The sequence below is a fragment of the Mesorhizobium sp. B2-3-12 genome, from assembly GCF_006442205.1.
Lineage (GTDB): Bacteria > Pseudomonadota > Alphaproteobacteria > Rhizobiales > Rhizobiaceae > Mesorhizobium.
Genome location: NZ_VFVR01000006.1, coordinates 11,207 through 32,964 on the forward strand (window position 1 = coordinate 11,207; position 21,758 = coordinate 32,964).

The 21,758-nt window shown below is 63.3% G+C and carries 21 protein-coding genes and 1 pseudogene; 11 read left to right on the top strand and 11 right to left on the bottom strand.

Annotation, left to right across the window (positions count from 1 at the left end):
- Positions 1 to 171 precede the first annotated feature (171 nt).
- Positions 172 to 3,951, top strand: coding sequence for a vitamin B12-dependent ribonucleotide reductase (locus FJ948_RS17860; protein WP_140706647.1), 3,780 nt, complete (start codon positions 172 to 174; stop codon positions 3,949 to 3,951).
- A 116-nt stretch (positions 3,952 to 4,067) separates the two neighbouring features.
- On the opposite strand, the gene FJ948_RS17865 is transcribed toward FJ948_RS17860, so the two are convergent.
- Positions 4,068 to 4,517, bottom strand: coding sequence for a lysozyme inhibitor LprI family protein (locus tag FJ948_RS17865; RefSeq protein ID WP_140706649.1), 450 nt, complete (start codon positions 4,515 to 4,517; stop codon positions 4,068 to 4,070).
- Between the two features lie 187 nt (positions 4,518 to 4,704).
- Here FJ948_RS17865 and FJ948_RS17870 point away from each other — a divergent pair.
- A pseudogene (locus FJ948_RS17870) lies at positions 4,705 to 5,077 on the top strand (VOC family protein).
- Between the two features lie 22 nt (positions 5,078 to 5,099).
- Positions 5,100 to 5,273: a hypothetical protein gene (locus FJ948_RS30280; RefSeq protein WP_181173734.1), complete on the top strand. Its 174-nt coding sequence runs from the start codon at positions 5,100 to 5,102 to the stop codon at positions 5,271 to 5,273.
- On the opposite strand, the gene FJ948_RS17880 is transcribed toward FJ948_RS30280, so the two are convergent.
- On the bottom strand, positions 5,270 to 6,343 hold the full coding sequence (locus FJ948_RS17880; RefSeq protein WP_140706653.1) for a GH25 family lysozyme: 1,074 nt from the start codon (positions 6,341 to 6,343) through the stop codon (positions 5,270 to 5,272). The genes FJ948_RS30280 and FJ948_RS17880 overlap by 4 nt on opposite strands.
- Positions 6,344 to 6,646: 303 nt before the next feature.
- On the opposite strand from FJ948_RS17880, the gene FJ948_RS17885 reads away from it, so the two are divergent.
- The gene (locus FJ948_RS17885; RefSeq protein WP_246677553.1) at positions 6,647 to 7,549 is read left to right on the top strand and encodes a DUF1402 family protein; all 903 of its coding nucleotides are present in this window, start codon (positions 6,647 to 6,649) and stop codon (positions 7,547 to 7,549) included.
- A gap of 25 nt (positions 7,550 to 7,574) precedes the next feature.
- Entirely contained in the window at positions 7,575 to 8,210 is a 636-nt protein-coding gene (locus tag FJ948_RS17890; protein WP_140706657.1) for a DedA family protein, read from the top strand.
- On the opposite strand, the gene FJ948_RS17895 is transcribed toward FJ948_RS17890, so the two are convergent.
- The 5 genes from FJ948_RS17895 to FJ948_RS17915 all read right to left on the bottom strand — a co-directional run bounded on the left by FJ948_RS17895 (position 8,207) and on the right by FJ948_RS17915 (position 11,742).
- Complete coding sequence (locus FJ948_RS17895; protein ID WP_140706659.1) at positions 8,207 to 8,998, bottom strand: phosphodiester glycosidase family protein; 792 nt, start codon at positions 8,996 to 8,998, stop codon at positions 8,207 to 8,209. The genes FJ948_RS17890 and FJ948_RS17895 overlap by 4 nt on opposite strands.
- Before the next feature lie 114 nt (positions 8,999 to 9,112).
- The gene (locus FJ948_RS17900) at positions 9,113 to 9,739 is read right to left on the bottom strand and encodes a transglutaminase-like cysteine peptidase (RefSeq protein WP_140706661.1); all 627 of its coding nucleotides are present in this window, start codon (positions 9,737 to 9,739) and stop codon (positions 9,113 to 9,115) included.
- 145 nt (positions 9,740 to 9,884) lie between these two features.
- On the bottom strand, positions 9,885 to 10,757 hold the full coding sequence (locus FJ948_RS17905) for an undecaprenyl-diphosphate phosphatase (protein ID WP_140706663.1): 873 nt from the start codon (positions 10,755 to 10,757) through the stop codon (positions 9,885 to 9,887).
- Between the two features lie 240 nt (positions 10,758 to 10,997).
- Positions 10,998 to 11,195 carry a hypothetical protein gene (locus tag FJ948_RS17910; protein ID WP_140706665.1) on the bottom strand — a complete coding sequence of 66 codons (198 nt, stop codon included), beginning with the start codon at positions 11,193 to 11,195 and terminating at the stop codon, positions 10,998 to 11,000.
- A gap of 151 nt (positions 11,196 to 11,346) precedes the next feature.
- A complete protein-coding gene (locus tag FJ948_RS17915) occupies positions 11,347 to 11,742 on the bottom strand; it encodes a GFA family protein (protein WP_140706667.1) in 396 nt (131 codons plus the stop codon).
- 114 nt (positions 11,743 to 11,856) lie between these two features.
- Here FJ948_RS17915 and FJ948_RS17920 point away from each other — a divergent pair, with 114 nt between their 5' ends.
- The gene (locus FJ948_RS17920; RefSeq protein WP_140706669.1) at positions 11,857 to 12,885 is read left to right on the top strand and encodes a 2OG-Fe(II) oxygenase family protein; all 1,029 of its coding nucleotides are present in this window, start codon (positions 11,857 to 11,859) and stop codon (positions 12,883 to 12,885) included.
- 64 nt (positions 12,886 to 12,949) lie between these two features.
- Here the strand turns inward: FJ948_RS17920 and FJ948_RS17925 are convergent, their stop codons facing one another.
- From FJ948_RS17925 to FJ948_RS17935, 3 genes are all read right to left on the bottom strand, one after another.
- Positions 12,950 to 13,906 (bottom strand): alpha/beta hydrolase, encoded by a 957-nt coding sequence (locus FJ948_RS17925; RefSeq protein ID WP_140706671.1) that lies wholly within the window; start codon positions 13,904 to 13,906, stop codon positions 12,950 to 12,952.
- 26 nt (positions 13,907 to 13,932) lie between these two features.
- Positions 13,933 to 14,418 (bottom strand): SRPBCC family protein, encoded by a 486-nt coding sequence (locus tag FJ948_RS17930; protein WP_181173707.1) that lies wholly within the window; start codon positions 14,416 to 14,418, stop codon positions 13,933 to 13,935.
- Between the two features lie 122 nt (positions 14,419 to 14,540).
- Positions 14,541 to 14,789, bottom strand: coding sequence for a ParB N-terminal domain-containing protein (locus FJ948_RS17935; protein WP_140706673.1), 249 nt, complete (start codon positions 14,787 to 14,789; stop codon positions 14,541 to 14,543).
- A gap of 154 nt (positions 14,790 to 14,943) precedes the next feature.
- Between FJ948_RS17935 and FJ948_RS17940 the strand changes: the two genes are divergently transcribed.
- Genes FJ948_RS17940 through FJ948_RS17960 form a run of 5 tightly spaced genes read left to right on the top strand, consistent with a single transcriptional unit; the run spans position 14,944 to position 20,457 of the window.
- The gene (locus FJ948_RS17940; RefSeq protein WP_181173724.1) at positions 14,944 to 16,584 is read left to right on the top strand and encodes a N,N-dimethylformamidase beta subunit family domain-containing protein; all 1,641 of its coding nucleotides are present in this window, start codon (positions 14,944 to 14,946) and stop codon (positions 16,582 to 16,584) included.
- Position 16,585: 1 nt separating this feature from the next.
- On the top strand, positions 16,586 to 17,971 hold the full coding sequence (locus FJ948_RS17945; protein WP_140706675.1) for an aspartate aminotransferase family protein: 1,386 nt from the start codon (positions 16,586 to 16,588) through the stop codon (positions 17,969 to 17,971).
- A 3-nt stretch (positions 17,972 to 17,974) separates the two neighbouring features.
- The gene (locus tag FJ948_RS17950) at positions 17,975 to 18,904 is read left to right on the top strand and encodes a 3-keto-5-aminohexanoate cleavage protein (protein ID WP_140706677.1); all 930 of its coding nucleotides are present in this window, start codon (positions 17,975 to 17,977) and stop codon (positions 18,902 to 18,904) included.
- Between the two features lie 9 nt (positions 18,905 to 18,913).
- Positions 18,914 to 19,432, top strand: coding sequence for a GNAT family N-acetyltransferase (locus FJ948_RS17955; RefSeq protein ID WP_140706679.1), 519 nt, complete (start codon positions 18,914 to 18,916; stop codon positions 19,430 to 19,432).
- A complete protein-coding gene (locus FJ948_RS17960; RefSeq protein WP_140706681.1) occupies positions 19,429 to 20,457 on the top strand; it encodes a histone deacetylase family protein in 1,029 nt (342 codons plus the stop codon). Before FJ948_RS17955 ends, FJ948_RS17960 begins: the two co-directional genes overlap by 4 nt.
- A 15-nt stretch (positions 20,458 to 20,472) precedes the next feature.
- On the opposite strand, the gene FJ948_RS17965 is transcribed toward FJ948_RS17960, so the two are convergent.
- Entirely contained in the window at positions 20,473 to 21,741 is a 1,269-nt protein-coding gene (locus tag FJ948_RS17965; RefSeq protein WP_181173708.1) for a cysteine desulfurase-like protein, read from the bottom strand.
- Positions 21,742 to 21,758: the final 17 nt, after the last annotated feature.

Below are 21,758 nucleotides of genomic sequence, written 5' to 3' on the forward strand. Positions count from 1 at the left end.
AGCCTCGGCAAACGCCCGGCAAGGCGTTTTGTCGTGTGCATGGCCGCGCCTGCGAAATGGAGATGCCGGCATTGTTCGCAATGCCGGCAAACGGCGGACCGCGCGTTTCGTCTTTGGGGGGCAGAAATCCCCTGATGAAAGCGCTATATATAGACAAAAGGGACCGGACCAATGCGCATCGAGCGTCGTTTCACCAAGCCAGGGCAATCAGCTTATGCGGAGATCGAATTCCGCAAGGCGCTTTCCGAGATCAAGAATCCGGATGGCTCGGTGGTGTTCCGCTTGGACAACATCGATGTGCCGGCGCAGTTCTCCCAGGTCGCCGCCGACATCCTGGCCCAGAAATATTTCCGCAAGGCCGGTGTCCCCGCGCGCCTGAAGAAGGTCGAGGAGAACGACGTCCCCTCCTTCCTGTGGCGCTCCGTCGCCGACGAGGCAGAGCTCGCCAAGCTGCCCGAGGCCGAGCGATACGGCTCGGAGATCGACGCCCGCCAGGTGTTCGACCGGCTGGCCGGCACCTGGACCTATTGGGGCTGGAAGGGCGGCTACTTCAAGGCGTCGGAGGAAGACGCGCGCGCTTTCCGTGACGAGCTTGCCTATATGCTGGCCACGCAGCGCGTCGCGCCGAATTCGCCGCAATGGTTCAACACCGGCCTGCACTGGGCCTATGGCATTGACGGTCCGAGCCAGGGCCACTTCTATGTCGATCCCTTCACCGGCAAGCTGACCAAGTCGAAATCCTCCTACGAGCATCCGCAGCCGCATGCCTGCTTCATCCAGGGCGTGCAGGACGACCTCGTCAACGAGGGCGGCATCATGGATCTGTGGGTGCGTGAAGCGCGCCTGTTCAAATATGGCTCGGGCACCGGTTCGAACTTCTCGCTGCTGCGCGGCGAAGGCGAAAAGCTGTCGGGCGGCGGCCGCTCTTCCGGCCTGATGAGCTTCCTCAAGATCGGCGACCGCGCCGCTGGCGCCATCAAGTCGGGCGGCACGACGCGCCGTGCGGCGAAAATGGTCATCGTCGACGCCGACCATCCCGACATCGAGGAATTCATCGACTGGAAGGTCAATGAAGAGCAGAAGGTCGCCTCGCTGGTGACCGGCTCCAAGATCGTCAAGAAGCATCTCGAAGCGATCATGAAGGCCTGCGTCAACTGCGAAGGCCATGACGACGACTGCTTCGACCCGGCGATCAACACGGCGCTGAAGCGCGAGATCAAGGCGGCCAAGAAGTCGGCGGTGCCGGAAAACTACATCTACCGCGTCATCCAGTTCGCCAAGCAGGGCTACACTTCGATGTCGTTCAAGACCTACGACACCGACTGGGATTCGGATGCCTATCTCACGGTTTCCGGCCAGAACTCCAACAATTCGGTGTCGCTGAAGGACAATTTCCTGCGCGCCGTCGAGACCGACGCCGACTGGCACCTGACCGCCCGCAAGGACGGCAAGGTCCTGAAGACGCTGAAGGCACGCGACCTCTGGGAAAAGATCGGCTACGCGGCCTGGGCTTCAGCGGATCCCGGCCTGCACTTCAACACGACGATGAACGACTGGCACACCTGCGCTTCGGCCGGTGCGATCCGGGCCTCCAATCCGTGCTCGGAATACATGTTCCTCGACGACACGGCCTGCAATCTCGCCTCGATCAATCTGCTCCCCTACCGCAATGCCGACGGCACGATCGATATCGCCGCCTACGAGCACACCGTTCGGCTGTGGACCATGGTTCTCGAAATCTCGGTGATGATGGCGCAGTTCCCGTCGAAGGAGATCGCCAAGCTCTCCTACGACTACCGCACGCTCGGCCTCGGCTATGCCAATATTGGCGGCCTGCTGATGACCTCGGGCATTCCCTACGACTCCGACGAGGGCCGCGCGATCTGCGCCGCGCTGACTGCCATCATGACCGGCGTCGCCTATTCGACCTCGGCGGAAATGGCATCCGAACTCGGCGCCTTCCCCGACTATGACCGCAATGCGCAGAACATGCTGCGCGTCATGCGCAACCATCGCCGCGCCGCCTATGGCGACAAGGACGGTTACGAGAAGCTGGCCGTCAATCCGGTGCCGCTCGTCGCCTCCGACCTCAAGCAGCAGGATCTGGCCACCCACGCCAAGGCCGCCTGGGACCGCGCCATCGAACTCGGCGAGGAGCATGGCTACCGCAACGCGCAGGCAACCGTGATCGCGCCGACCGGCACGATCGGCCTGGTCATGGATTGCGACACCACTGGTATCGAGCCCGATTTCGCCCTGGTGAAGTTCAAGAAGCTCGCCGGCGGCGGCTACTTCAAGATCATCAACCGCGCCGTGCCGGAAGCGCTGCGCACGCTCGGCTATTCCGAGAGCCAGATCGCCGAGATCGAGGCCTATGCCGTCGGCCACGGCAATCTCAACCAGGCGCCGGCCGTCAACCCCGGCTCGCTCAAGGCCAAGGGTTTTACCGACGACAAGATCGCCGCACTCAACGCGGCGCTGAAGTCGGCCTTCGACATCAAGTTCGTCTTCAACCAGTGGACGCTCGGCGCCGACTGGGTGAAGGAGACTTTTGGCTTCACCGACGAGCAGCTCAACGACTTCTCGTTCGAAATGCTGCCGGCGCTGGGCTTCTCCCGGAAGGACATCGAGGCCGCCAACATCCATGTCTGCGGTGCGATGACGCTTGAAGGCGCGCCTTTCCTCAAGCCCGAACATCTGGCGGTGTTCGACTGCGCCAGCCCGTGCGGCAAGATCGGCAAGCGCTCGCTTTCGATCAACAGCCACATCCAGATGATGGCGGCGGCCCAGCCCTTCATCTCCGGCGCCATCTCCAAGACCATCAACATGCCCAACGACGCGACGGTGGAGGACGCCAAGAGCGCCTACATGTTGTCGTGGAAGCTGGCGCTGAAGGCCAACGCGCTCTACCGCGACGGCTCGAAGCTGTCGCAGCCGCTCAATGCCTCGCTGCTCGCCGATGGCGAGGAGGACGAAGACGACGCGGTCGAGCAGCTGATCCAGGCTCCGGCGGCGGCGCGCGCGGCGCAGATCACCGAGCGCATCGTCGAGCGCATCATCGAACGCGTCTCGCGCGAGCAGGAAAAGCTGCCCGGCCGCCGCAAGGGCTATACGCAGAAGGCCAAGATCGGCGGCAACACCATCTTCCTGCGCACCGGCGAGTATGATGATGGCCGTCTCGGCGAGATCTTCATCGACATGAACAAGGAGGGTGCCACGCTGCGTGGCCTTCTCAACAACTTCGCCATCGCGATCTCGCTCGGCCTGCAATATGGCGTCCCGCTCGATGAATATGTGCACGCCTTTACCTTCACCAAGTTCGAGCCGGCCGGCATGGTCATCGGCAACGATGCCATCAAGAGCGCGACGTCGATCCTCGACTACGTCTTCCGTGAGCTCGCCATCTCCTATCTCGGCCGCAACGACCTCGCCCATGTCGACCAATCGGACTTCTCGAACACCGCGCTTGGCCGCGGCATCAGCGAAGGCAAGACCGACGCCGTCTCCAAGGGCCTGACCCGCGGCTCGCCGGTGAAGCTGGTATCGAGGGCAATCGGCAACGAGCCGAAGGGCTTTGCCGCCTCCGGCACCCCTGCCCGCTCGGCGCCGACGGCCTTCTCCGGCTCCAACGTGCTGGCGTTGAAGCCGGCCAGCGACGAAGCGATCGCCTACAAGCGCGACTATGAAGAGCGGGCCAAGGAACTGGCCGAGGACATCGCGTTCGAGGAAGCGGCCTCCGATGCCGCGACCGACAACACCGCGGCGCTGTTCACCGACACGGCGGCCCAGGAAGCGGCCGAGGCGAAGAAACTCGCCGCCGACCGCCGCGCCAAATCATTGCTCCAGGGCTACACCGGCAATTCCTGCTCCGAGTGCCAGAATTTCACCATGGTGCGGAACGGGACTTGCGAGAAGTGCGACACCTGCGGCGCCACGAGCGGGTGCAGCTGAGCTAATTCAAGCTCGCGTCGTCGACGACAGATCAAATCGGCTCGGTCGCAAGATCGGGCCGATTTGATTTCGCATAATCGCCTGCTGCAGTCGCGTGACAGGAGGCATTCCGTTCCTCACTCATCGATCTCCATCACGCGGACAAATCCCTCCAACTCCAGCGCGCGATCCCGAATGGCGTTGGTCGCATCGGCAGCCTGCATGGGTACGTACATCGTGCCTTGCCTCGTTTCGTAGAGCGCGTCTCGCGCCGTTGCCTCGGCGTCGCGGAAGGTTAGCCATGCGCGTTGCGACAGGCGGAGTTTTTGCGCGGCCTGGCGCGGCAGTTGGCGCAGGAGTGTCGCATAGGCGGCATTCATCCGGCGATCATAGTCGCTTGATGCCGTCGCCTCGCAGTCGGTCTGGCCTGAGGTGGAGGCATTGGCCGCGTCGTTCAGGCAGCGGTCGAGCGCTTCAGCCGTTGGGTCTTTCAGGGCCGTGTCCGCCAGCGCTGCCCTCGGCATGGCGGACACCAGGCATATCAGCGCCGTGGCAAGACACTTTCGCCTGCAATGCCAGATCCGCATGTCGCCTCCAAAGGACTAAAAAAGAACGGCCCGAACCGCCTGCAAAATCCTCTCGTGGCGTCATGAAGGCAAGTCCCTTGGCGCGCCGATCAAAAGCGGACGGGCCGTCTCTGGCCACCGCGTCCTCGACATCGGCTCCAGGCATCGTCATCCTGCTGTCCCAGGACTGGTCAGGCGCCACACAACAATGATCGATCACATCACCATCGAGATCAGCGACCTCGAAAAGAGCAAGCTCTTCTACGAGAAGGCTTTCGCGCCTCTGGGCTATCGCCTGTCCCTTGGCAAGGAGGGCGTGTTCTGGGCCTTCGACGTCGGCGGTGGCTGCCTCTTCGAAATCCAGCACACGGGCGAAAGGCCGCCGCTCACCCACCCTGCATGTCGCTTTCCGCGTCGGCAGCCAGGCAGAGGTGGAGGCCTTCCATCGTGCGGCGCTCGAGGCGGGCGCCGTGGACAATGGCGCGCCCGGCCCACGTCCAGGTTACGGCGAGACCTATTATACCTGCTTCGTGCTCGATCCCGACGGCTACAACATCGAGGCAATGCTCAACGCGGCTTGAGGCAGAAGCCGACACCGGCATCGTGAACCAGCTCGCCTATGTCAGAGCCGATCCGACCCAGCAAGACACGCTGACGCTTCCCACCGATGCGGCGATCGCCGAGATGATGGGCTGCGGCTGCACGAGGAAAGAATGGCAGCGGCAATCAATTCCAACAGCAAGCAGGACGGACGCCAACGCGAAAGCATCGCTCTAATCCGCGTCGGCCATCAACGCCCGGCCGCCGCCACCGGCCCAGGCTCGCCATTGCCGCTCGTCGCCATGGAAGACGTTGAGATCGATGCGGCCGGTCACGCCATGCGACAGGCCGGAGCCGGAATACTGCCAGAACAGCCACTTGCGGCCCGGATATACTTTCGACGGGTGCCGGGCCACGGCGCGCAGCCAGAACGGGTAATCCGGGAAGGCGCCCTGCAAATTGTCGCGGTAGAAATCGGGCGCCGTGTAGATGATGGGCCGCTGGCCGTAATGGCGCTCCAGCTTGTCCATGAACACCTGCATCTTCTCCAGCACCTTTTCACGCGACGGGCGCCGCTTGCAGGAGGAATCACCGTTCCACTCGACGTCGATCACCGGCGGCAGCGCGCCGTCGACCTTCGGCACGTTGCGGATGAACCAGTCGGCCTGCTCGCTGGCGACACGGCACCAGTAGAAGAAATGGTAAGCGCCGCGCTTCAAGCCAGCCGCGTCGGCATTGCGCCAATTTTTCATGAACAGCGGATCGAGATGGTCACCGCCGTCGGTCGCCTTGATATAGGCGAAGTTGGCGCCCTGGGCGCGCAGCTTCTCCCAGTCGACGTTGCCTTGCCAGCGCGACACGTCGACACCGTGTACGGCAAGGTGACGGGGCGACGAGCGGCCGAAATTGATCGGTTTGGCATCGCGGAAGCCGTAGCGCGTGACCGGGCCAGCCAGCATGGGCGGTGCCGCCCGCGACAACAGCCTGGGCGGCGACACCAAAGCGGCCTCCTGAACCGGCGGTTCGACGGCGTCGGGCAATTCGGGCGCAGGAAACGCCACCGTCTCTTCCTCGGCCAAGCCGAAGGGCCGGACGGTGTCGTCCTCGGGAGCAATCTCGACCGGCTTGCGCGTATTGCTTGCCTTGGCCATGGCAACGGACGCGATCGGCGCGCTTGGCCGCACCACCGAGCTGGTCGTTTCGTTGGAGGGTTTCTGCAGGTCGATCGCGTCCATGCCCGATGTCGACGAACAGCCGGCGAGGCATAGCGATGCGATCACGAAACTGATGACGCCTGGTAACCGCATCTGGACCTGTACTCGAAACACAACAGACCGAAGGCGACAGCCGACGGACAACCAGACCAGTTATGAACGAGAAATTACCAATAAAGTTTGAATCAAGTTTTTTACCATAGCTGTTGCCCCTTTCCGACAGCCGCCGTCGTAGGTCGGGCCAAGCCTTGACAGCGCCATGATGTGGCTGTTGAGACGGGTTTGCGGCGCTTCGCGCCGGTGTTCCCGAAACTCCTAGAAAGGCGCCCGATGACCGCGTTGCAGCGACTTCTCCTGGTCCTCCTGCTCGTCGCTGCGGGCGGTGAAGCTTTTTCGATGCGGGCAGCGCATGCGAGCGGCTTGGTCGTCGTTCCGCCCGGAAACCGTTCCGCGACACAGCCGGCCATTCCGGAAGCATCGGCCACGCGAACGCGCGCCTTCAAGACCACCTATGGCGAGAAATACGGAAAGATCGTCGCGCTGCTGAAGCGCGAGAAAAAGCTCGTGGCGCACATCAAGCAGGTGGCGGCGGCCTACGACATCGATCCCATCCACATCGTCGGCGCGCTGGTCGGCGAGCATACTTACAACGTCACCGCCGTCGGCTCGGTACAGACCTATTATGTCAAGGCGCTGTCCTATTCCGGCCTCGACTTCGCCTTCCGCTACAAGGGCGTGCCGGTGCAGACCTTTGTCCAGCGTCCGGAATTCGCGGCTTGCGGCCAGGCTGGGGACAGTGCCACCCTGTGGGGTTGCCGCGACAGGGTCTGGGTCGAGCATTTCCGCGGCAAGACGGTCGACGGCGTCACTTATGACGCGATGACCTTCCAGCAGGCGTTCTTCCAGCCTTTCTTCGCCGGCCAGACATTCGGCCTCGGCCAGATCAGCCCACTGACCGCGCTCGAGGTCACCGACCTCGTCAACAGAGTGAGCGGCTACGACAGACTGACGCCGGATCATCCGCAAGCGATCTACCGCGATGTCATGGATCCGGACCGAAGCATCGTCTACATCGCGGCGATCGTGCGCGACGCCATCGACGCCTACAAGGAACAAGGCTTCGACATCTCGGGCAATCCCGGTATCACGGCGACGCTCTACAATGTCGGCCAGCCGCGTCAGCGCGCCGCCGCCCTTGCCAGCGCCAAGGGCCGCAGGCTGCCGGTCGAGAATTATTACGGCTGGCTCGTCAACGACAAGCTCGACGATCTCAAGAGCCTGCTCGACAGCGGCAGCTGAGGGACACTTTCAAAAAGGGGCTTGCGTGCAGTCGTTCATCGACCAGAGCGTTTGTTTCATCGAGAACCATCAGGCCTGGGCTGGCCTTGTGGTCGGATTGCTCGCCTTCGGCGAGTCGCTGGTGCTGGTCGGCATCCTGTTGCCTGGCACCACGGTGCTGATCATCGTCGGCGGCCTGGTGGGCGCCGGCATCATCCAGCCCCTGCCCGTTCTTCTCGCCGCGATGGTCGGCGCGGCACTGGGCGACACCATCTCCTATTTTCTCGGCAGATGGCTCGGGCGCGGCGTCGTGCACAAATGGCCGCTCAACCGCTACCGGCGCGAGGTGGCGCGAGCGCGCCTGTTCTTCCATCGCTATGGTTTCGCCGCGGTTTTCGTCGGCCGCTTCTTCGGTCCCGTGCGCGCCACCATCCCGCTGGTCGCCGGCATGATGGGCATGCACCGGCGGCGCTTCCAGATCGCCAACAACCTGTCGGCGATCATCTGGGCGCCGGTGGTGCTGTCGCCTGGATGGCTGGTGGCGAAAGGGGCCGACAGCCTGCCCGAACTCGACGCGACCAGCCTGTTCGGCCTGGCGGTGATCGCGGCGATAGTGGCTGGGATGGCCGTCGCCGTGATTGTGGTCAGACTGCGCGGTACCAGGCGGAACCGCCTGGTCTAGCCGCGCTTCCTGAAGACGCCGATCATCGGCCCCAAGTTCCAGTAATCGTCGTTGCGGCCGATGGCCGGAGCGAGCAGGCTCGATATCGTGCCGTCGAGAAAGAGTGCGTTGTCGCAGCCGAGCGCATCGCGAAACAGGCGAGCGAAGGCGTGGAATGTCACCGTGCCGTTCGAGATGGCAAAGACCGCGACGCCATCCTTGCGCACCCCGACGCCGTCGCGGCTCTTGCGCGAGGTGCCGTCGGCCTGGAATTTCGGATGAAGCTGGCCGTCGATCACCAGCATCGGCCCCGATTGCGTTGCATAGTCGGTGGCTGGCCGCTGCCTGACGAAGTCCCTGGTCGCCCGGACCGCGGCCTTGCCGCCGCCGATATAGAAAATGCCGTTAGGCTGCAGCGAAAAATTGCCGCTGCCCGAACCCGTCTTGACACCAGCCATTTCCTGGCCGCGTTCGACATAGAGGCCGACCGGCCTGAGGTCGGGGTGGTACATGCCAGCATTGATGGCAAAAAGCATGGTACGGCCGGCCGCGCGTTGGGCGTTGTCGAGATTGTGCAGCGATTGAAACGGCTTCCCGCCTTGGTCTTTCCAGAACAGTTCGATCGAATACAGTTTCGGATCGACCTCGCAGACGAGAAAGCTGGCGGCTTCGAAGGCGACATCACGGCAAGGCGGGACCGAAGCGAACCACTGGCCGAATGCCAACGTCGTGGCGACCGCGTGCGGCAATGCGGCCTTGAGCAAAGTCAGCAACAAGGGCGCCGAATGCAGGAGTGTCAAGAAATCCATGCGCGTTCCGGATCGTCGGTTCCAACGAATTGTCGTGGATAGCACCGCTTGCCGGCACCATGAAGGATTTGCTCGGGGGAAGCGCGGATTACCAGTCCGGACGTCCGGCCAGGGCTATTTGACGGCGCTGACCAGCTTCTCCTCGCCGGCAAGAATGGAAACCCAGTGCCCGGTGTTGTCGCTGGCCTGTCTTTTCAGGTAGCGATACGGCGTCTGGTTCCAGAGACGAACCTTGTCGACCAGATTGTCGAGGATGAAGTCGCCCTTGTCGGTGCGCACCGTCAGCACGGCATGGCCTTCGCCGTCCGGCTTGCGAACCACCGTCATCAGGAGATTGGCGATGGCAATACCCAGGCCATTCAGCTCACGCCGCTTTTCCAGCGCGTAATCCTCACAGTCGCCGAAGCCATTGTCCGGATAGGCCCACCATTCCTCCTTGCCGTAATTGTCCATGTCGCTCATCGGCTTGACGCGCGTGTTGACCGAGAGATTCACGGCGGAGATCTCGTGCAGCAGTTTGCTGGTCAGACGTTCAGGCAAGCTGTCGGGCGAACGGATCGAACATTCGGCAAGGTGGATCTTGCAAAAATCATAGTGGCCGATCGGCTGGGACGTCGAGCCGCCGACAACCATGGAAACGGGTGCCGCGTAGGCGGAATTGACCGCCGAACAGACAGCAATCAGGGCAATCGCCAGCCCCAGCCCCTTCGCCTTCCGGCGCAAACCCAACGAGGATGCCATGCGGCTCCGCCATCTGTTTTTGTTAACAGAACGTTAAGGGCGGACATTGGCGGAAGTCAATGAAGGCGTACGATCACATCTTCGGGCACGAGGTGATGCCCTTCCGCGGTGGCAGCCGCGCAACACCCGCCAGCGGGCGATCAGCTTAGGCAAGCCATCCCATTGCCACGCCGAGCAGCAGGACGACCCCGAGCACGCCACGATAGATGACGAAAGGCCAGGCGGAGAAACGTTCGAGCACGCGCATCAGGCCCCAGATGGCGAAGAAGGCCGATATGGAGGCCACGAGCAGTCCCACGCCCAGAACCGACCATCCATGGGCATCGAGATGCACCTTGTGCAGTTCCCACAATTCCTTGAGGCCGGCGAGCGCAATGGCCGGCAGCCCGAGCAGGAACGAGAAGCGTGCAGCCTCGGCCCGCTTGAAGCCGAGCCCCAGGGCCGCCGTCAAGGTCGAGCCCGAGCGTGAGACGCCAGGGATCAGTGCGCCGACCTGGGCAACACCGACAAGAAGCGCATCGGCGAGCGACGCTTCGCCTATCGTGCGCTTGTGGCGGGCGAAAATCTCGGCCAGCGCCAGCAGAACCGCCATGGCGATGCAGGCCCAGCCAATCACGCTCAGGCTGCGCAGCGGCGAATTGCAGGCGTTGAGGACGCCCGACAACGCCACGCCGGCAATGACGATCGGAATTGTCGCCAGCACGATCCAGTAAGCCAGACGGAAATGCCGGTCGGCAAAATCGCGTCGCGCGAGGGCGTCGAGCGATCCAAACAGGAGATCCCTGACATCGCCCCAGAAGTAGCTGACCACCGCGGCGAGGGCCGCCAACTGCATGGCGGCGGAGAAGGCGGAGCCCGGATCCTGCCAGCCGAGCACGGCCGGCACGATGCGCATGTGGGCGGTCGAGGAGATCGGCAGCAGCTCGGTGATGCCTTGCACGAGGCCGAGGAATGCGACCTTGGCAAATCCAAGGCCGACAAAGCCCGTGTCGACGCCTTGCGTGCAGATATCAGCCATGTCGGGTTCCATGCGGGAGAGATCGGACTTGCGAAGGCATGATCGGCGCGATCAGTGCCGGGCAAGCCATACCGCCATGCAGCCGAGAATCAATTTACGGATTTGTAAGCTGGTCGCCCGAAGGACATCGTTCCGCCCCAAGCGGCGACAAATCCCAGTGCCTATGCGCGTGACACTCGCTCGCACCCAAACCGGCCAAAGGCCGGCTGGTGGTTTTCATGGAAAAACCGCAAGGCTATTTCAGGGGCACAGCCACAGTTTTTGGCAGGTTCTGGCAATGACATGCGCCGGCGGGACAACCGGCTCCTCGAGGGAAGGCCGGCGCGCGCGCTCGAGCAGCATGCGCACTTGTTCCGGGCGCACACGGTCGCGCTCCATCACAAGCAGGACCATCGGATCGCTCAAAAGCTCGTCCAGGGTGCTGATGCTGTCGTTCATCCGTCGTCTCCTCGAATGCCGGGCCCGCGACGCTTAGATAGGGAGACAAAGATGGCCCGCCAATGACGCTTTGCCGGCTATCGCGTGTCTCTTTGGATTAATTTTTGGTCATTCTGCGGCACGTCCTCTCCATTGACGGGAAGGAGGAGAGCTAGGCTGGCGGAGCGCCTTCATATTGCGGCAGGCCGTCGTCAAGCAGTACCCAGGGCTGTTTCGAGGCGGTCCACATATGCATCTGTGGCCTGAAGAACGACGGGTCGTCCAGCGAACCGGTGGTCACGCCGATGATGCCGGCGGAATCGCGCCGCGAAAACATCGTCGTCCCGCAACTTGGGCAAAACCCCCGCTTGAGATCGGGCGAGGTGTTGACCGTGGCAAGCGGTCCCTCGATCGTCACATCGTCGATGCGGAACAGAACGCGCGCATTGAAGGCCGCGCCGATCGCCTTCTGGCAGAGCCGGCAGTGACAAATGCGCTCGTTGATGGGATCGGCGTCGGTGCGGTAGCGCACCGCCTTGCACAGGCACCCGCCGTCGTATTTTGCCATCGCCTGATCCGTTGGTGGAGTGAATTGGCGGCAAGGGTAGCGGCGAGGCCGATTGGGTCAATTGAAAAGCTTTGATACAAGGTCATCGATTATCGTGATGTGGGCAGGACCGTCATGACATCGGACATCGAAACGATCGGCATTGCGGACCTGTTCGGGCCGCCCTCGCCCGCCCGCGACCGCGCCGACGCCAGGATCATGGCCGCCGCGTCCGGCATCGGCTTCATGGCGGTCCGGGATTTTCCCGGCGATGACTGGCTGACGCCGGACAAGCGCGCGCGATTGCTGCGCATCTTCGCGCTTCCCGATGCCGGCAAGCAGGAATTGCTGCGCTGGAATTTCGATCGCACGAAGAAGAATTTCTACCGCGGCTGGTTTCCGCTGCAGCCGCAAGCCGTTTCCTACAAGGAAGGCATCGACATGGGGCCGGACATTGCCGATGCGGCGCGAGTCTCGGCTTCCGACGATCCCTTGTGCGAGCCGACACCATTGCCCGCCGAAAATGCCCTGCCCGGCTGGCGCAACGCCGCGGCCGACTACTATCGCGCGATGGAGACGGTCGGCACCATGCTGATGCGGTCGATCGCACGCGGGCTTGGCCTGCCTGAAACAATCTTCGATGCCTATTTCGCTGGTGGCATCTCGACGCTGCGCCTGATCCGCTATCCCTTGCGCGACGCCAATGCCGGGGTCGACACAAGCGGGCCGGAGTTTTCGGTGATCCACAAGGGCGAGACGCGCACCATCATCGGCCGCGAACATGCCGATTCAGGCTTCGTCACCTTGCTGGCGCAAGACGGCGTCGAGGGCTTGCAGGCAAAGACCCTTGCCGGCCAATGGATCGACGTGCCGCCAGCCAATGGCACGCTGGCGGTCAATTTCGGTCAGCTGCTTGAGCGCTGGACCTGCGGCCGTGTACGGGCGACGCGGCACCGGGTGATTGCGCCGAAAACGGTGCGATTCTCGATACCGTTCTTCTACGAGCCGCGCGTCGACGCGGAGATCTCGCCCCTGCCACTGGGCGGCGCCGAACCCTTCGAGCCGTTTCTCTATGGCGACTATCTCTGGGAGTCGGCGACGAACTTCGTCGAGATGAGCGGCATCAAGCATCTGAGGCAGCCGCGCCGCACCCTCGCCTCGTAAGGAAGAGCTTCCTGGACAAGACGCCGGCCATCTCGCCGGAGACGGCCGGCGGAGATGGTAGGGGTCATTCGGCTTCGCCGACCACCTCGTCCCAGCTTTTCACCCTGGTCTGGCCGTCGAGGAACGGCAGGGCGGCGGCCGTCAGTTCCGGAGCGAAGAAGACGTCGTAGTGGGTGCGGTTGGGCAGGATGGCCAGGCGGTTCTGTGACAGGTTCTCGCGCATCCAGCCGGCATCTTTCAGCCCGCCGCCGAGCATCTGGTAGAACTTGATCTCGTGCTCGGGCTTGTACATGTCGCTGTCGCCATAGGCGAGCATGACCGGCATCTTCAGCTTGGGAACATCGGCGGAGAAATCGTAATCCTGGCGCATGAAATTGCCGAGCGCGTCGAGCAGTTTCGGGAACTCGTCGGGATGGGGCGCGACCGCGACGTAGGATTTGTACATCGGCGTGTCTTTCATGAACGGAGCGGCGGCGGCACTCACCTGAGCCTGCTGCGGGCGCATCTCGTCATAGAAGCCGTCGGCGGCATAGCCGGTTGAGACCAGGACCAGCCGGCGCACCGCCTCGGGATGCTGGACCGCCATGCGGAAAGCAACGCCGCCGCCCAGCGAATAGCCCATGACGTCGACCTTGTCATGGCCGAGCGCCTTGACGATACCAGCCATGTCGTCGCCGATCGCCTCCAGGCTGAACGGCCGCTCACCCAGCGCGGTGCGGCCATGCCCCTGCAGGTCGACGCCGATGACGGTGCGGTTTTCGGCAAGCTTGGGCAGGATCGGCGCGAACATATCGATGGAGCCGAGGCCGCCATGCAGCAGAAGCAACGGCTCACCCTTGCCATAGACGGCGTAATAGTAATTCACGCCGTTGATCGGCAGCAGGCCGGACTTTTGCGGCTTCGGCAGCGTTTTAGGTTCGGTCGTCATGGCTTGGTTTGTCTCCTCTGCATTAATGGTGCCCGGGCAAGCGAGAAACGCCGCGACCGAGGCAAGAATGGCGAAAAACAGGGTTTTGGACATGTCGATCTCCTCCTGGCCAGCCGATGTCAGAGCGTCTTGGCGAGGTCTTCGAGCTGGTCGGTGCACTGCCCCCAACCCGCGTCAAAACCCATCGCCTCGTGCTGTTCCCGATCGGCGACGCTCCAGTGCCGGACACGCGCGACGTAACGGGTCCTGCCCTCGCCCTCGCCCTCGAAGGTCAGTACGACTGTCATGAAGGGTTTTTCCGATGGCACCCACGCCTTTGTATAGGCATCGGTAAGGACAATCTTCTCGCCGGGAATGACTTCCAGGAAAACGCCGGGGTTGGGGTATTCGTTGCCGTCCGGGTCGGCCATGACGACAAGGGTCGATCCGCCGGTACGCACATCCATCTGGGCACGCGGCGTCGTCCACGGCTTTGGCGAAAACCATTGCGTGATCAGGTTCTGGTCGGTCCAGCAGCGATAGACGCTCTCGCGCGGCGCATTGATGATGCGTGCGAGAACCAGTTCGCGGTCGTCGGCGGGGGCGATGTCGAGCTTGGTGGCCACGGCGGTCTCCTTGGTTTGATCTGGCTTCCGCCCCAAGGACGAGCCGACGCAACGCAAACCGACACCGCCCGCGAAAAATTCTGGAAACGGAAGCTGGGAGGAAACCGCGAACGGGGCCTGCGTCAGTGGCGCTTGGCTTGCACCAGATAGGCGTCGATCTCGGTCTCGCCGAGCCACTTTGCGGCTTCGAGCCGATGCAGGCCCTCGACGAGGATATGGCGCTTGCCATCGTGACGGACCTGGATCGGCGTCTTCAAGCCGTTCTCCAATATGTCCTCGGCCAGATGCCGGACGGTCTCGGGGTGCAGTGTCTTCTTGCGCGCGGTGGGCACGTAGATGTCGTCGACCTTGACCTTTTGCACCCTGAGCATGCCAATCCTCGTGGCGGAACCGCCGCCGTCCTCTGAGATAGTCGGTTTGTGCAGCAGGGCCAAGGGCTCGGCTAACGAATGCTGGCATGATCGTTTCCATTTGACGCCTGGCGGGCGGATCGTCGAAATGGCGCCTCCGATGGGCCAGGGCTTCATGATCAATCTTCCGAGCGAATTTCCCGATTTCGGACTGACGGCGGAGCAGCGCCGCCACGCGGTGCGCGGGCATTATTACGAGTGGCCAGGCATGGATGGGGAGCGCGGCGAGATCTGGTGCTACAGCGACCGGTTTTCGTATCGCGCCGGCGAGACGGTGACGCTGCATGTCAGTTCGACCGCTCCGTCCTTCGGCATGACGATCGTCCGCGACGGCGGCACCTCGACGAAAGTGTTCGAGAAATCTGATATCGCATCGCGCTGGCAGGACAGTCCGGACCAGTGCTCGGCCGAAGGCTGCGGCTGGGGAGCCTCCTTTGAATTCCGTGTAGAAAATGACTGGCCGTCCGGCGCCTATCGCGTGACTCTGATCGCCGACGGGCGCGACGGGAAGCCGATCCAAAGTCACCACATCTTTATCGTCTCTCCCCAACCGGGCAAAAAGCCTGGCCGTGTGCTTCAGGTGGCGGCGACGGGCACCTGGCTTGCCTACAACACCTGGGGCGGCTCCAACCATTATCAGGGCATTACCGGGCCTGATCGCGACCAGTACTCGCCCATCGTGTCGACGCAGCGCCCCTGGTGCCGTGGCTTCGTCGTGCTGCCCGGCGATGCGCCGCGCGTGCCGTTGGAGGTCGCGGTGCCGCCGAAGACGGTGCCGCGCTATCCGCACATGGAATGGGCGCTCGCCACCGGCCATTCGAAGAAATACGCCTCGTCGGGCTGGGCGAGTTACGACAGCCACTTCTTCCGCTTTGCCGAACGCGCCGGCTACGAAGTCGACCTCGCCAGCCAGCACGACCTGCATTTCTCGCCCGAGATTCTCGACGGCTACGACTGCGCGGTCTTCGTCGGCCATGACGAATACTGGACCTGGGAAATGCGCGACGCCGTCGACGACTATGTCGAGCGCGGCGGCCACGCGGCGCGCTTCGCCGGCAATTTCATGTGGCAGACGCGGTTGGAGGACGAGGGGCGCCGGCAGGTCTGCTACAAATATCGTGCCCGCGCCGAAGACCAGGTCTATCAGGCGGGCGACGTGAGGCGCGCCACCAATTCCTGGGAAGCGCCGGAGATCGGCCGGCCGGGGTCGGCCACCTTCGGGCTCAACGCCACACGCGGCGTCTATGCAGGCTGGGGCGGCTGCGCGCCGCGCGGCGTGCGCGGCTTTCCGGTCTATCGGCCCGAGCACTGGGCTTTTGCCGGAACCGGCATCTATTATGGCGACCTGCTCGGCGCCGACAGCCATGTCTACGGTTACGAGGTCGATGGGCTCGATTTCGAAATCCGTGGCGGCCTGCCCTACCCTACGTCTGGCAGCGGCGCGCCCGACGGGCTGCAAGTTCTCGCCGTCGGCATGGCCTCCCAGGTCGAGGAAAGCGCCGACATCCCGATCGAGGACCAGTTCCTCACCGACGAGGATGGCCGCTTCACCGCCGAGACGCTGTTCGGCGACGCAAGCGACGCCAATCTCGAAAAGGTCAAGCGCGGCAATGGCATGATCGTCAATTTCCCGCGCGGCAAGGGTGAGGTGTTCCACGCCGGAAGCTGCGAATGGGTCGCCGGCCTGCTAAGACAAGACCCGATGGTCGAACGGGTTACCCAGAATGTCCTCGATCGCTATCTCGGAAAGTCCTGACATGTCGAAAGTCCAGACCGCCCCTCATGATGCCGAAGCCCGGCGCCAATCGCATCTCTTCTACCTCTCAAGCCTGCGCCGGCCGCTGATCGATCGCGCCGAAGGCATCTATATGTGGACACAGGACGGCCGCCGTTTCATCGACGGGTCGAGCGGCCCGATGGTCGCCAATATCGGCCATTCCAACCGCAATGTGCTCGACGCGATGAAGCGGCAGATGGACCGCGCCACCTTCGCCTACCGGCTGCATTTCGAGAACGAACCGGCGGAAGAACTGGCGCGAGAACTTGCCGGCAAGCTGCCGGAAGGCATGGACCGCATCTTCTTCGTCTCCGGCGGCTCGGAGGCGACGGAATCCTGCATCAAGCTGGCCCGGCAATGGGCCGTCGCCACCGGCCAGGCCAGCCGTTGGAAGGTCATCACCCGCTTTCCCTCCTATCATGGCGGCACGCTGGGTTCGCTTTCGATCACCGGCGACGATGCGCTGGCCGAGAGTTTCACGCCGATGATGCGGGTGATGCCGACCGTGCCGGCACCGACCGCCTGGCGCGACCGCGACAATCTCTCGATGGAGCAGCGCGGCGTCCGTTATGCCGACATGCTGGAGGAAAAGATCCTCGCCGAAGGTCCCGAAAGCGTCGTCGCCTTCATCATGGAGCCGATCGGCGGCGCGGCAACCGCCGCGCTGGTGGCGCCCGACAGCTATTACGCGCGCATCCGCGAGATCTGCGACCGCTACGGCATCCTTTTGATCCATGACGAAGTGATGAGCGGCGCCGGCCGCACCGGAAAATTCCTCGGTGGCGACCACTGGAACTGCAAGCCGGACATCGTCGCGCTGTCGAAAGGGCTGGGATCGGGCTACGCGCCGCTTGGCGCGCTGGCAGCACCGATGCGGCTGGTCGAGCCGCTGCTTGCTTCCGGCGGCTTCCAGCATGGCCACACCTATGCCGGCAATCCGCTTGCCTGCGCCGCCGGCCTGGCGGTGCTCGGCGAAATGGACCGGCTCGACCTGATCGCCAATGCGGCCGCCATGGGCGACGTGCTGATGGACGGGCTGAAGGCACTTGCGAAACGGTTTCCGTTCATCGCCGACGTGCGCGGCAAGGGTTTGCTCACCGGCGCCGAGATGGTTGCCGATCCGGATACGCTAAAGCCCATTGACCAGCCCAAGAAAGCGACGCAACGCCTGCTCGACCTCGCCTATGAGCGCGGGCTCATCATCTATGGCCGCAGGGTCAAGGGCGGCGTCGACGGCGACAATTTCATGGTGGCGCCGCCGATGATCGTCACCAGCGAGCAGGTCGGCGAGATCATCTCCATCATCGGCGACTCGCTCGAAGTCCTGGCCGGCGAATTAGACCTGCCGATCGAAGGCCGGGGGTAAAAAATGGCGCCGCGAAAAGTCATCATCACCTGCGCCGTCACTGGTTCGGTGCACACGCCATCCATGTCGTCCTATCTGCCGGTGACGCCGGACCAGATCGCGGCCGACGCGATCGCGGCGGCCGAAGCCGGCGCCTCGATCCTGCATCTTCATGCACGCGACCCCAGGGATGGCCGCCCGACCGCCGATCCCGAAGTGTTCATGCAATTCCTGCCGCGCATCAAGCAGGCAACCGACGCGGTGATCAACATCACCACCGGCGGCTCCTCTTTGATGACGCTCGACCAGCGGCTGGCGGCACCACTCAGGGCGGAGCCGGAAATGTGCTCGCTCAACATGGGCTCGATGAATTTCGCGCTCTTCCCAATGCTCGACAAGCCTAGGGAATGGCAACACGAATGGGAACCGAAGCTGCTCGAAGCCACGCGCGACACCATCTTCAAGAACACCTTCGCCGACATGGAAGGCGTGATCGAGCGGCTGGGCAAGGGCTGCGGCACGCGCTTCGAATTCGAATGCTACGATGTCGGCCACCTCTATTCGCTGGCGCATTTCCGCGACCGGGGGCTGGTGTCAGGCCCCCTGTTCATCCAGTTCGTGCTGGGTATCCTGGGCGGCATCGGCGCCGACCCGGACAATCTCATCCACATGAAGCGCATCGCCGACAAATTGTTCGGCGACAGCTATCAGTTCTCGGTGCTCGCCGCCGGGCGCAACCAGATGCCGCTGATCTCGATCGCCGCCGCGATGGGCGGCAATGTCCGTGTCGGGCTGGAGGACAGCCTCTACGATGGCCGCCAATTGGCGAAATCCAACGCCGATCAGGTACGCCGCATCCGTGGCATTCTCGATGGGCTGTCGCTGGAGGTTGCCACACCGGCGGAAGCGCGCGACATGCTGGCGCTCAAGGGCGGCGACCGGGTGGCTTTCTGAGGCAAGACCGTGACCAATCCAGCCTCCAATGATGTCCTCCTCCGCCCCGGCACCATCGATGACGTCGAAATCATCCACGCCGCGATCCTGAAGCTGGGCAGCCATATCGGCGCGCCCGAGGAGATCATATCGACAGCGGACGATCTCCGCCGCTACGGCTTTGGCGAAAAGCCCGCCTTCTCGACCCTGGTCGCCGAAGTCGGTGGCGAATTCGCCGGACTTTGCCTGCATTTCCCGATCTTCTCGACCTGGATAGGGCGGCCCGGCGTCTATGTGCAGGATCTGTATGTCGAAGACCGGTTTCGCGGCCGTAAAATCGGCGAACGCCTGCTGCGGCGCGTGGCCGCGGAGTGCCGCAGGGATGGCGGCGTGTATCTGAGGCTGTCCGTCGACACCGACAATGAGGGCGCCAAGGCTTTTTACGAGAGGTTGGGCATTGCCTGGTCGAGCTACGAGCAGACGCAGAAAATCATTGGCGAGGCCTTTTTCGCCTTCGCCGATGCACCGGAAAATAGGGAGCCGCAATGAAAGCCTTTTATGCGCAGGAGCAGAAGCGCCACGACCCCAAGGCATTTCTGTCCAGCGGCGCCGCGCAACCCAATCCTGAAAAACCGGAACGCGTCGAGAGATTGTTAGCCGGCGCAATATCTGCCGGTTGCATCGTCGAAAAGCCCCGGAATCATGGACTTGGCCCAGTTGCCGCCGTGCACACGCCCGAATATCTCGACTTCCTCGAACATATTTTCGAGCGCTGGCAGCGCATCGATGGCGCTTCCGCCGAGGTCATCCCCAACATCCACCCGATCGCGCGCGGCGGTTCCTATCCGGCCTCGGCTGTCGGTCAGGCCGGCTACCACATGGCCGATACGGCGTGCCCGATCTCCGGCGAAACATGGCAAAGCGCGCTGTGGAGCGCCTGGAGCGCCGTCGAGGCAGCGGAGACGGTGATGGCGGGCGCTCCCGCCGCCTATGCGCTGTGCCGCCCGCCCGGCCATCACGCCTTCGCCGACGTGGCCGGCGGCTTCTGCTTCATCAACAATTCGGCCGTCGCGACGCAAGTGCTGCGTAAACAGGCGGCGCGCGTGGCGATCCTCGATATCGACCTGCATCACGGCAACGGCACGCAAGGCATTTTCTACGCCCGCCCCGATGTGCTGACCGTCTCGCTGCATGCCGATCCGGTGCGCTTCTATCCATTCTTCTGGGGCCATGCCGACGAGCGCGGCGAAGGCCCCGGCCTTGGCTACAATTTCAACCTGCCACTGCCGCGCAAATCCGCCGACGCGGCGTTTCTGGAAGCGCTTGGCGTGGCGTTCCAGCGCATCCACGCCTTCTCGCCTGACGCGCTGGTCGTGGCGCTCGGCCTCGATGCCTTCGAAGGCGATCCGTTCGGCGGGCTTTCGGTGACGACGCCGGGCTTTTCGCGCATCGGCGAAGCGATCGCCGGGCTCAGCCTGCCGACGGTCATCGTCCAGGAAGGCGGCTATCTCTGCGACGAACTCGGCGACAATCTCACCGCCTTCCTCACCGGTTTTGGCGGCAAGGCACGGTGAGCGTTCAAGCCCGCGTCAGGATCGTTGCTGCCTGAGCATGGCGATCACCCGGTGCACGCTTTCCAGCGTCTCGTCGATCTCGGCCGCCGTGTTGTAATGCGCGATACCGATGCGCACGACGCCTTGCTCGGCCGGAATGCCGAGCTGGTGGACGATCTCCCAGGCATAGTTGTGGCCCGACCACAGGAAGATGTTTTCGGCGTTCATCTGCCGCACGATCGTCTCCGGCACGATGCCGTCCACGGTGAAGGAGACCGTCGGCACACGATCGCCGAGCCGTTTCGGATCGGTGATGCCATGGATCGTCAGGCCTGAAATGTCGAAGAGGCCATCGATCAGCCTTTGCGCCAGCGGGTTTTCGTAGGCGATGGAGACTTCGAACGCCTTGGCGATCCTGCGCCGTCTCGGCCCGCCCTCGCCGGCCGAGGCACCGATGTCGGCAAAATAGTCGACCGCCGCCGTGAGCCCGGCCATCAACTCGATCTGCGGCGTGCCGAGTTCGAACCGCTCAGGCAGGCCGTTCGAGGAACAGCGGCATTTATAGGCTTTCAGAACCTCAATGACATCGCCGCGCCCCCACAAAATGCCCATATGCGGACCGAAGAATTTGTAGGCCGAGCAGATCAGGAAATCGCAGCCGAGCTCCTGCACGTCGATCAGGCCATGCGGCGCGAATTGCACGGCATCGACATAGACCAGCGCGCCGGCCTTTTTTGCCAGGTGAGTCAATGACTTGACCCGATTGATCGAACCGGTGAGATTGCTGGCGTAGTTCAGCGCCACCAGCCGTGTCTTGCTGGACAACAGACCCGCCAGGGTCACCTCCTCGACCTGCCAGCTCTTTTCGTCGAATGGCAGCCAGCGCACGACGAGGCCGAGATCCTCGGCCAGTTGCAGCCAGGGCGACACATTGCCCTCATGGTCCATGCGGGTGAGGATGATCTCGTCGCCCGGCTTCAGCGTGCGGCCGAGCGTGCGCGACATGTGATAGGTCAGCGTCGTCATGTTGGCGCCGATGATGATTTCCCGAGGGCTCGCCGCGCCGAGGAAATCGGCCATCGCCTGGTGCGCCTCGTCGACGACGGCTTGCGCTGCGATCGTCGTTTCAAAATAGCCGCCCAGATTGGCGTTGGTCGTCAGAAGGCAGCGCGACACGGCATCGGCCACGGCCTGCGGCACCTGCGTGCCGGCGGGGTTGTCGAGATAGATACGCCGGCGTCCTTTGTCGGTCAGCGAGAGAGCGGGGAATTTTCCACGCACGGCCTCGATCGAAAAATCCACCATTGTCTCCACCCCTTTGC

Excerpts from the sequence above, each read along its gene's own strand:
- FJ948_RS17900 (WP_140706661.1), bottom strand. The coding sequence starts at position 9,739 with ATGGCATCCTCGTTGGGTTTGCGCCGGAAGGCGAAGGGGCTGGGGCTG.
- FJ948_RS17880 (WP_140706653.1), bottom strand. The coding sequence starts at position 6,343 with ATGCGGTTACCAGGCGTCATCAGTTTCGTGATCGCATCGCTATGCCTC.
- FJ948_RS17945 (WP_140706675.1), top strand. The coding sequence starts at position 16,586 with ATGTCGAAAGTCCAGACCGCCCCTCATGATGCCGAAGCCCGGCGCCAA.
- FJ948_RS17905 (WP_140706663.1), bottom strand. The coding sequence starts at position 10,757 with ATGGCTGATATCTGCACGCAAGGCGTCGACACGGGCTTTGTCGGCCTT.
- FJ948_RS17910 (WP_140706665.1), bottom strand. The coding sequence starts at position 11,195 with ATGAACGACAGCATCAGCACCCTGGACGAGCTTTTGAGCGATCCGATG.
- FJ948_RS17920 (WP_140706669.1), top strand. The coding sequence starts at position 11,857 with ATGACATCGGACATCGAAACGATCGGCATTGCGGACCTGTTCGGGCCG.
- FJ948_RS17860 (WP_140706647.1), top strand. The coding sequence starts at position 172 with ATGCGCATCGAGCGTCGTTTCACCAAGCCAGGGCAATCAGCTTATGCG.
- FJ948_RS17960 (WP_140706681.1), top strand. The coding sequence starts at position 19,429 with ATGAAAGCCTTTTATGCGCAGGAGCAGAAGCGCCACGACCCCAAGGCA.
- FJ948_RS17925 (WP_140706671.1), bottom strand. The coding sequence starts at position 13,906 with ATGTCCAAAACCCTGTTTTTCGCCATTCTTGCCTCGGTCGCGGCGTTT.
- FJ948_RS17895 (WP_140706659.1), bottom strand. The coding sequence starts at position 8,998 with ATGGATTTCTTGACACTCCTGCATTCGGCGCCCTTGTTGCTGACTTTG.
- FJ948_RS17935 (WP_140706673.1), bottom strand. The coding sequence starts at position 14,789 with ATGCTCAGGGTGCAAAAGGTCAAGGTCGACGACATCTACGTGCCCACC.
- FJ948_RS17950 (WP_140706677.1), top strand. The coding sequence starts at position 17,975 with ATGGCGCCGCGAAAAGTCATCATCACCTGCGCCGTCACTGGTTCGGTG.
- FJ948_RS17865 (WP_140706649.1), bottom strand. The coding sequence starts at position 4,517 with ATGCGGATCTGGCATTGCAGGCGAAAGTGTCTTGCCACGGCGCTGATA.
- FJ948_RS17965 (WP_181173708.1), bottom strand. The coding sequence starts at position 21,741 with ATGGTGGATTTTTCGATCGAGGCCGTGCGTGGAAAATTCCCCGCTCTC.
- FJ948_RS17940 (WP_181173724.1), top strand. The coding sequence starts at position 14,944 with ATGATCAATCTTCCGAGCGAATTTCCCGATTTCGGACTGACGGCGGAG.
- FJ948_RS17885 (WP_246677553.1), top strand. The coding sequence starts at position 6,647 with ATGCGGGCAGCGCATGCGAGCGGCTTGGTCGTCGTTCCGCCCGGAAAC.
- FJ948_RS17915 (WP_140706667.1), bottom strand. The coding sequence starts at position 11,742 with ATGGCAAAATACGACGGCGGGTGCCTGTGCAAGGCGGTGCGCTACCGC.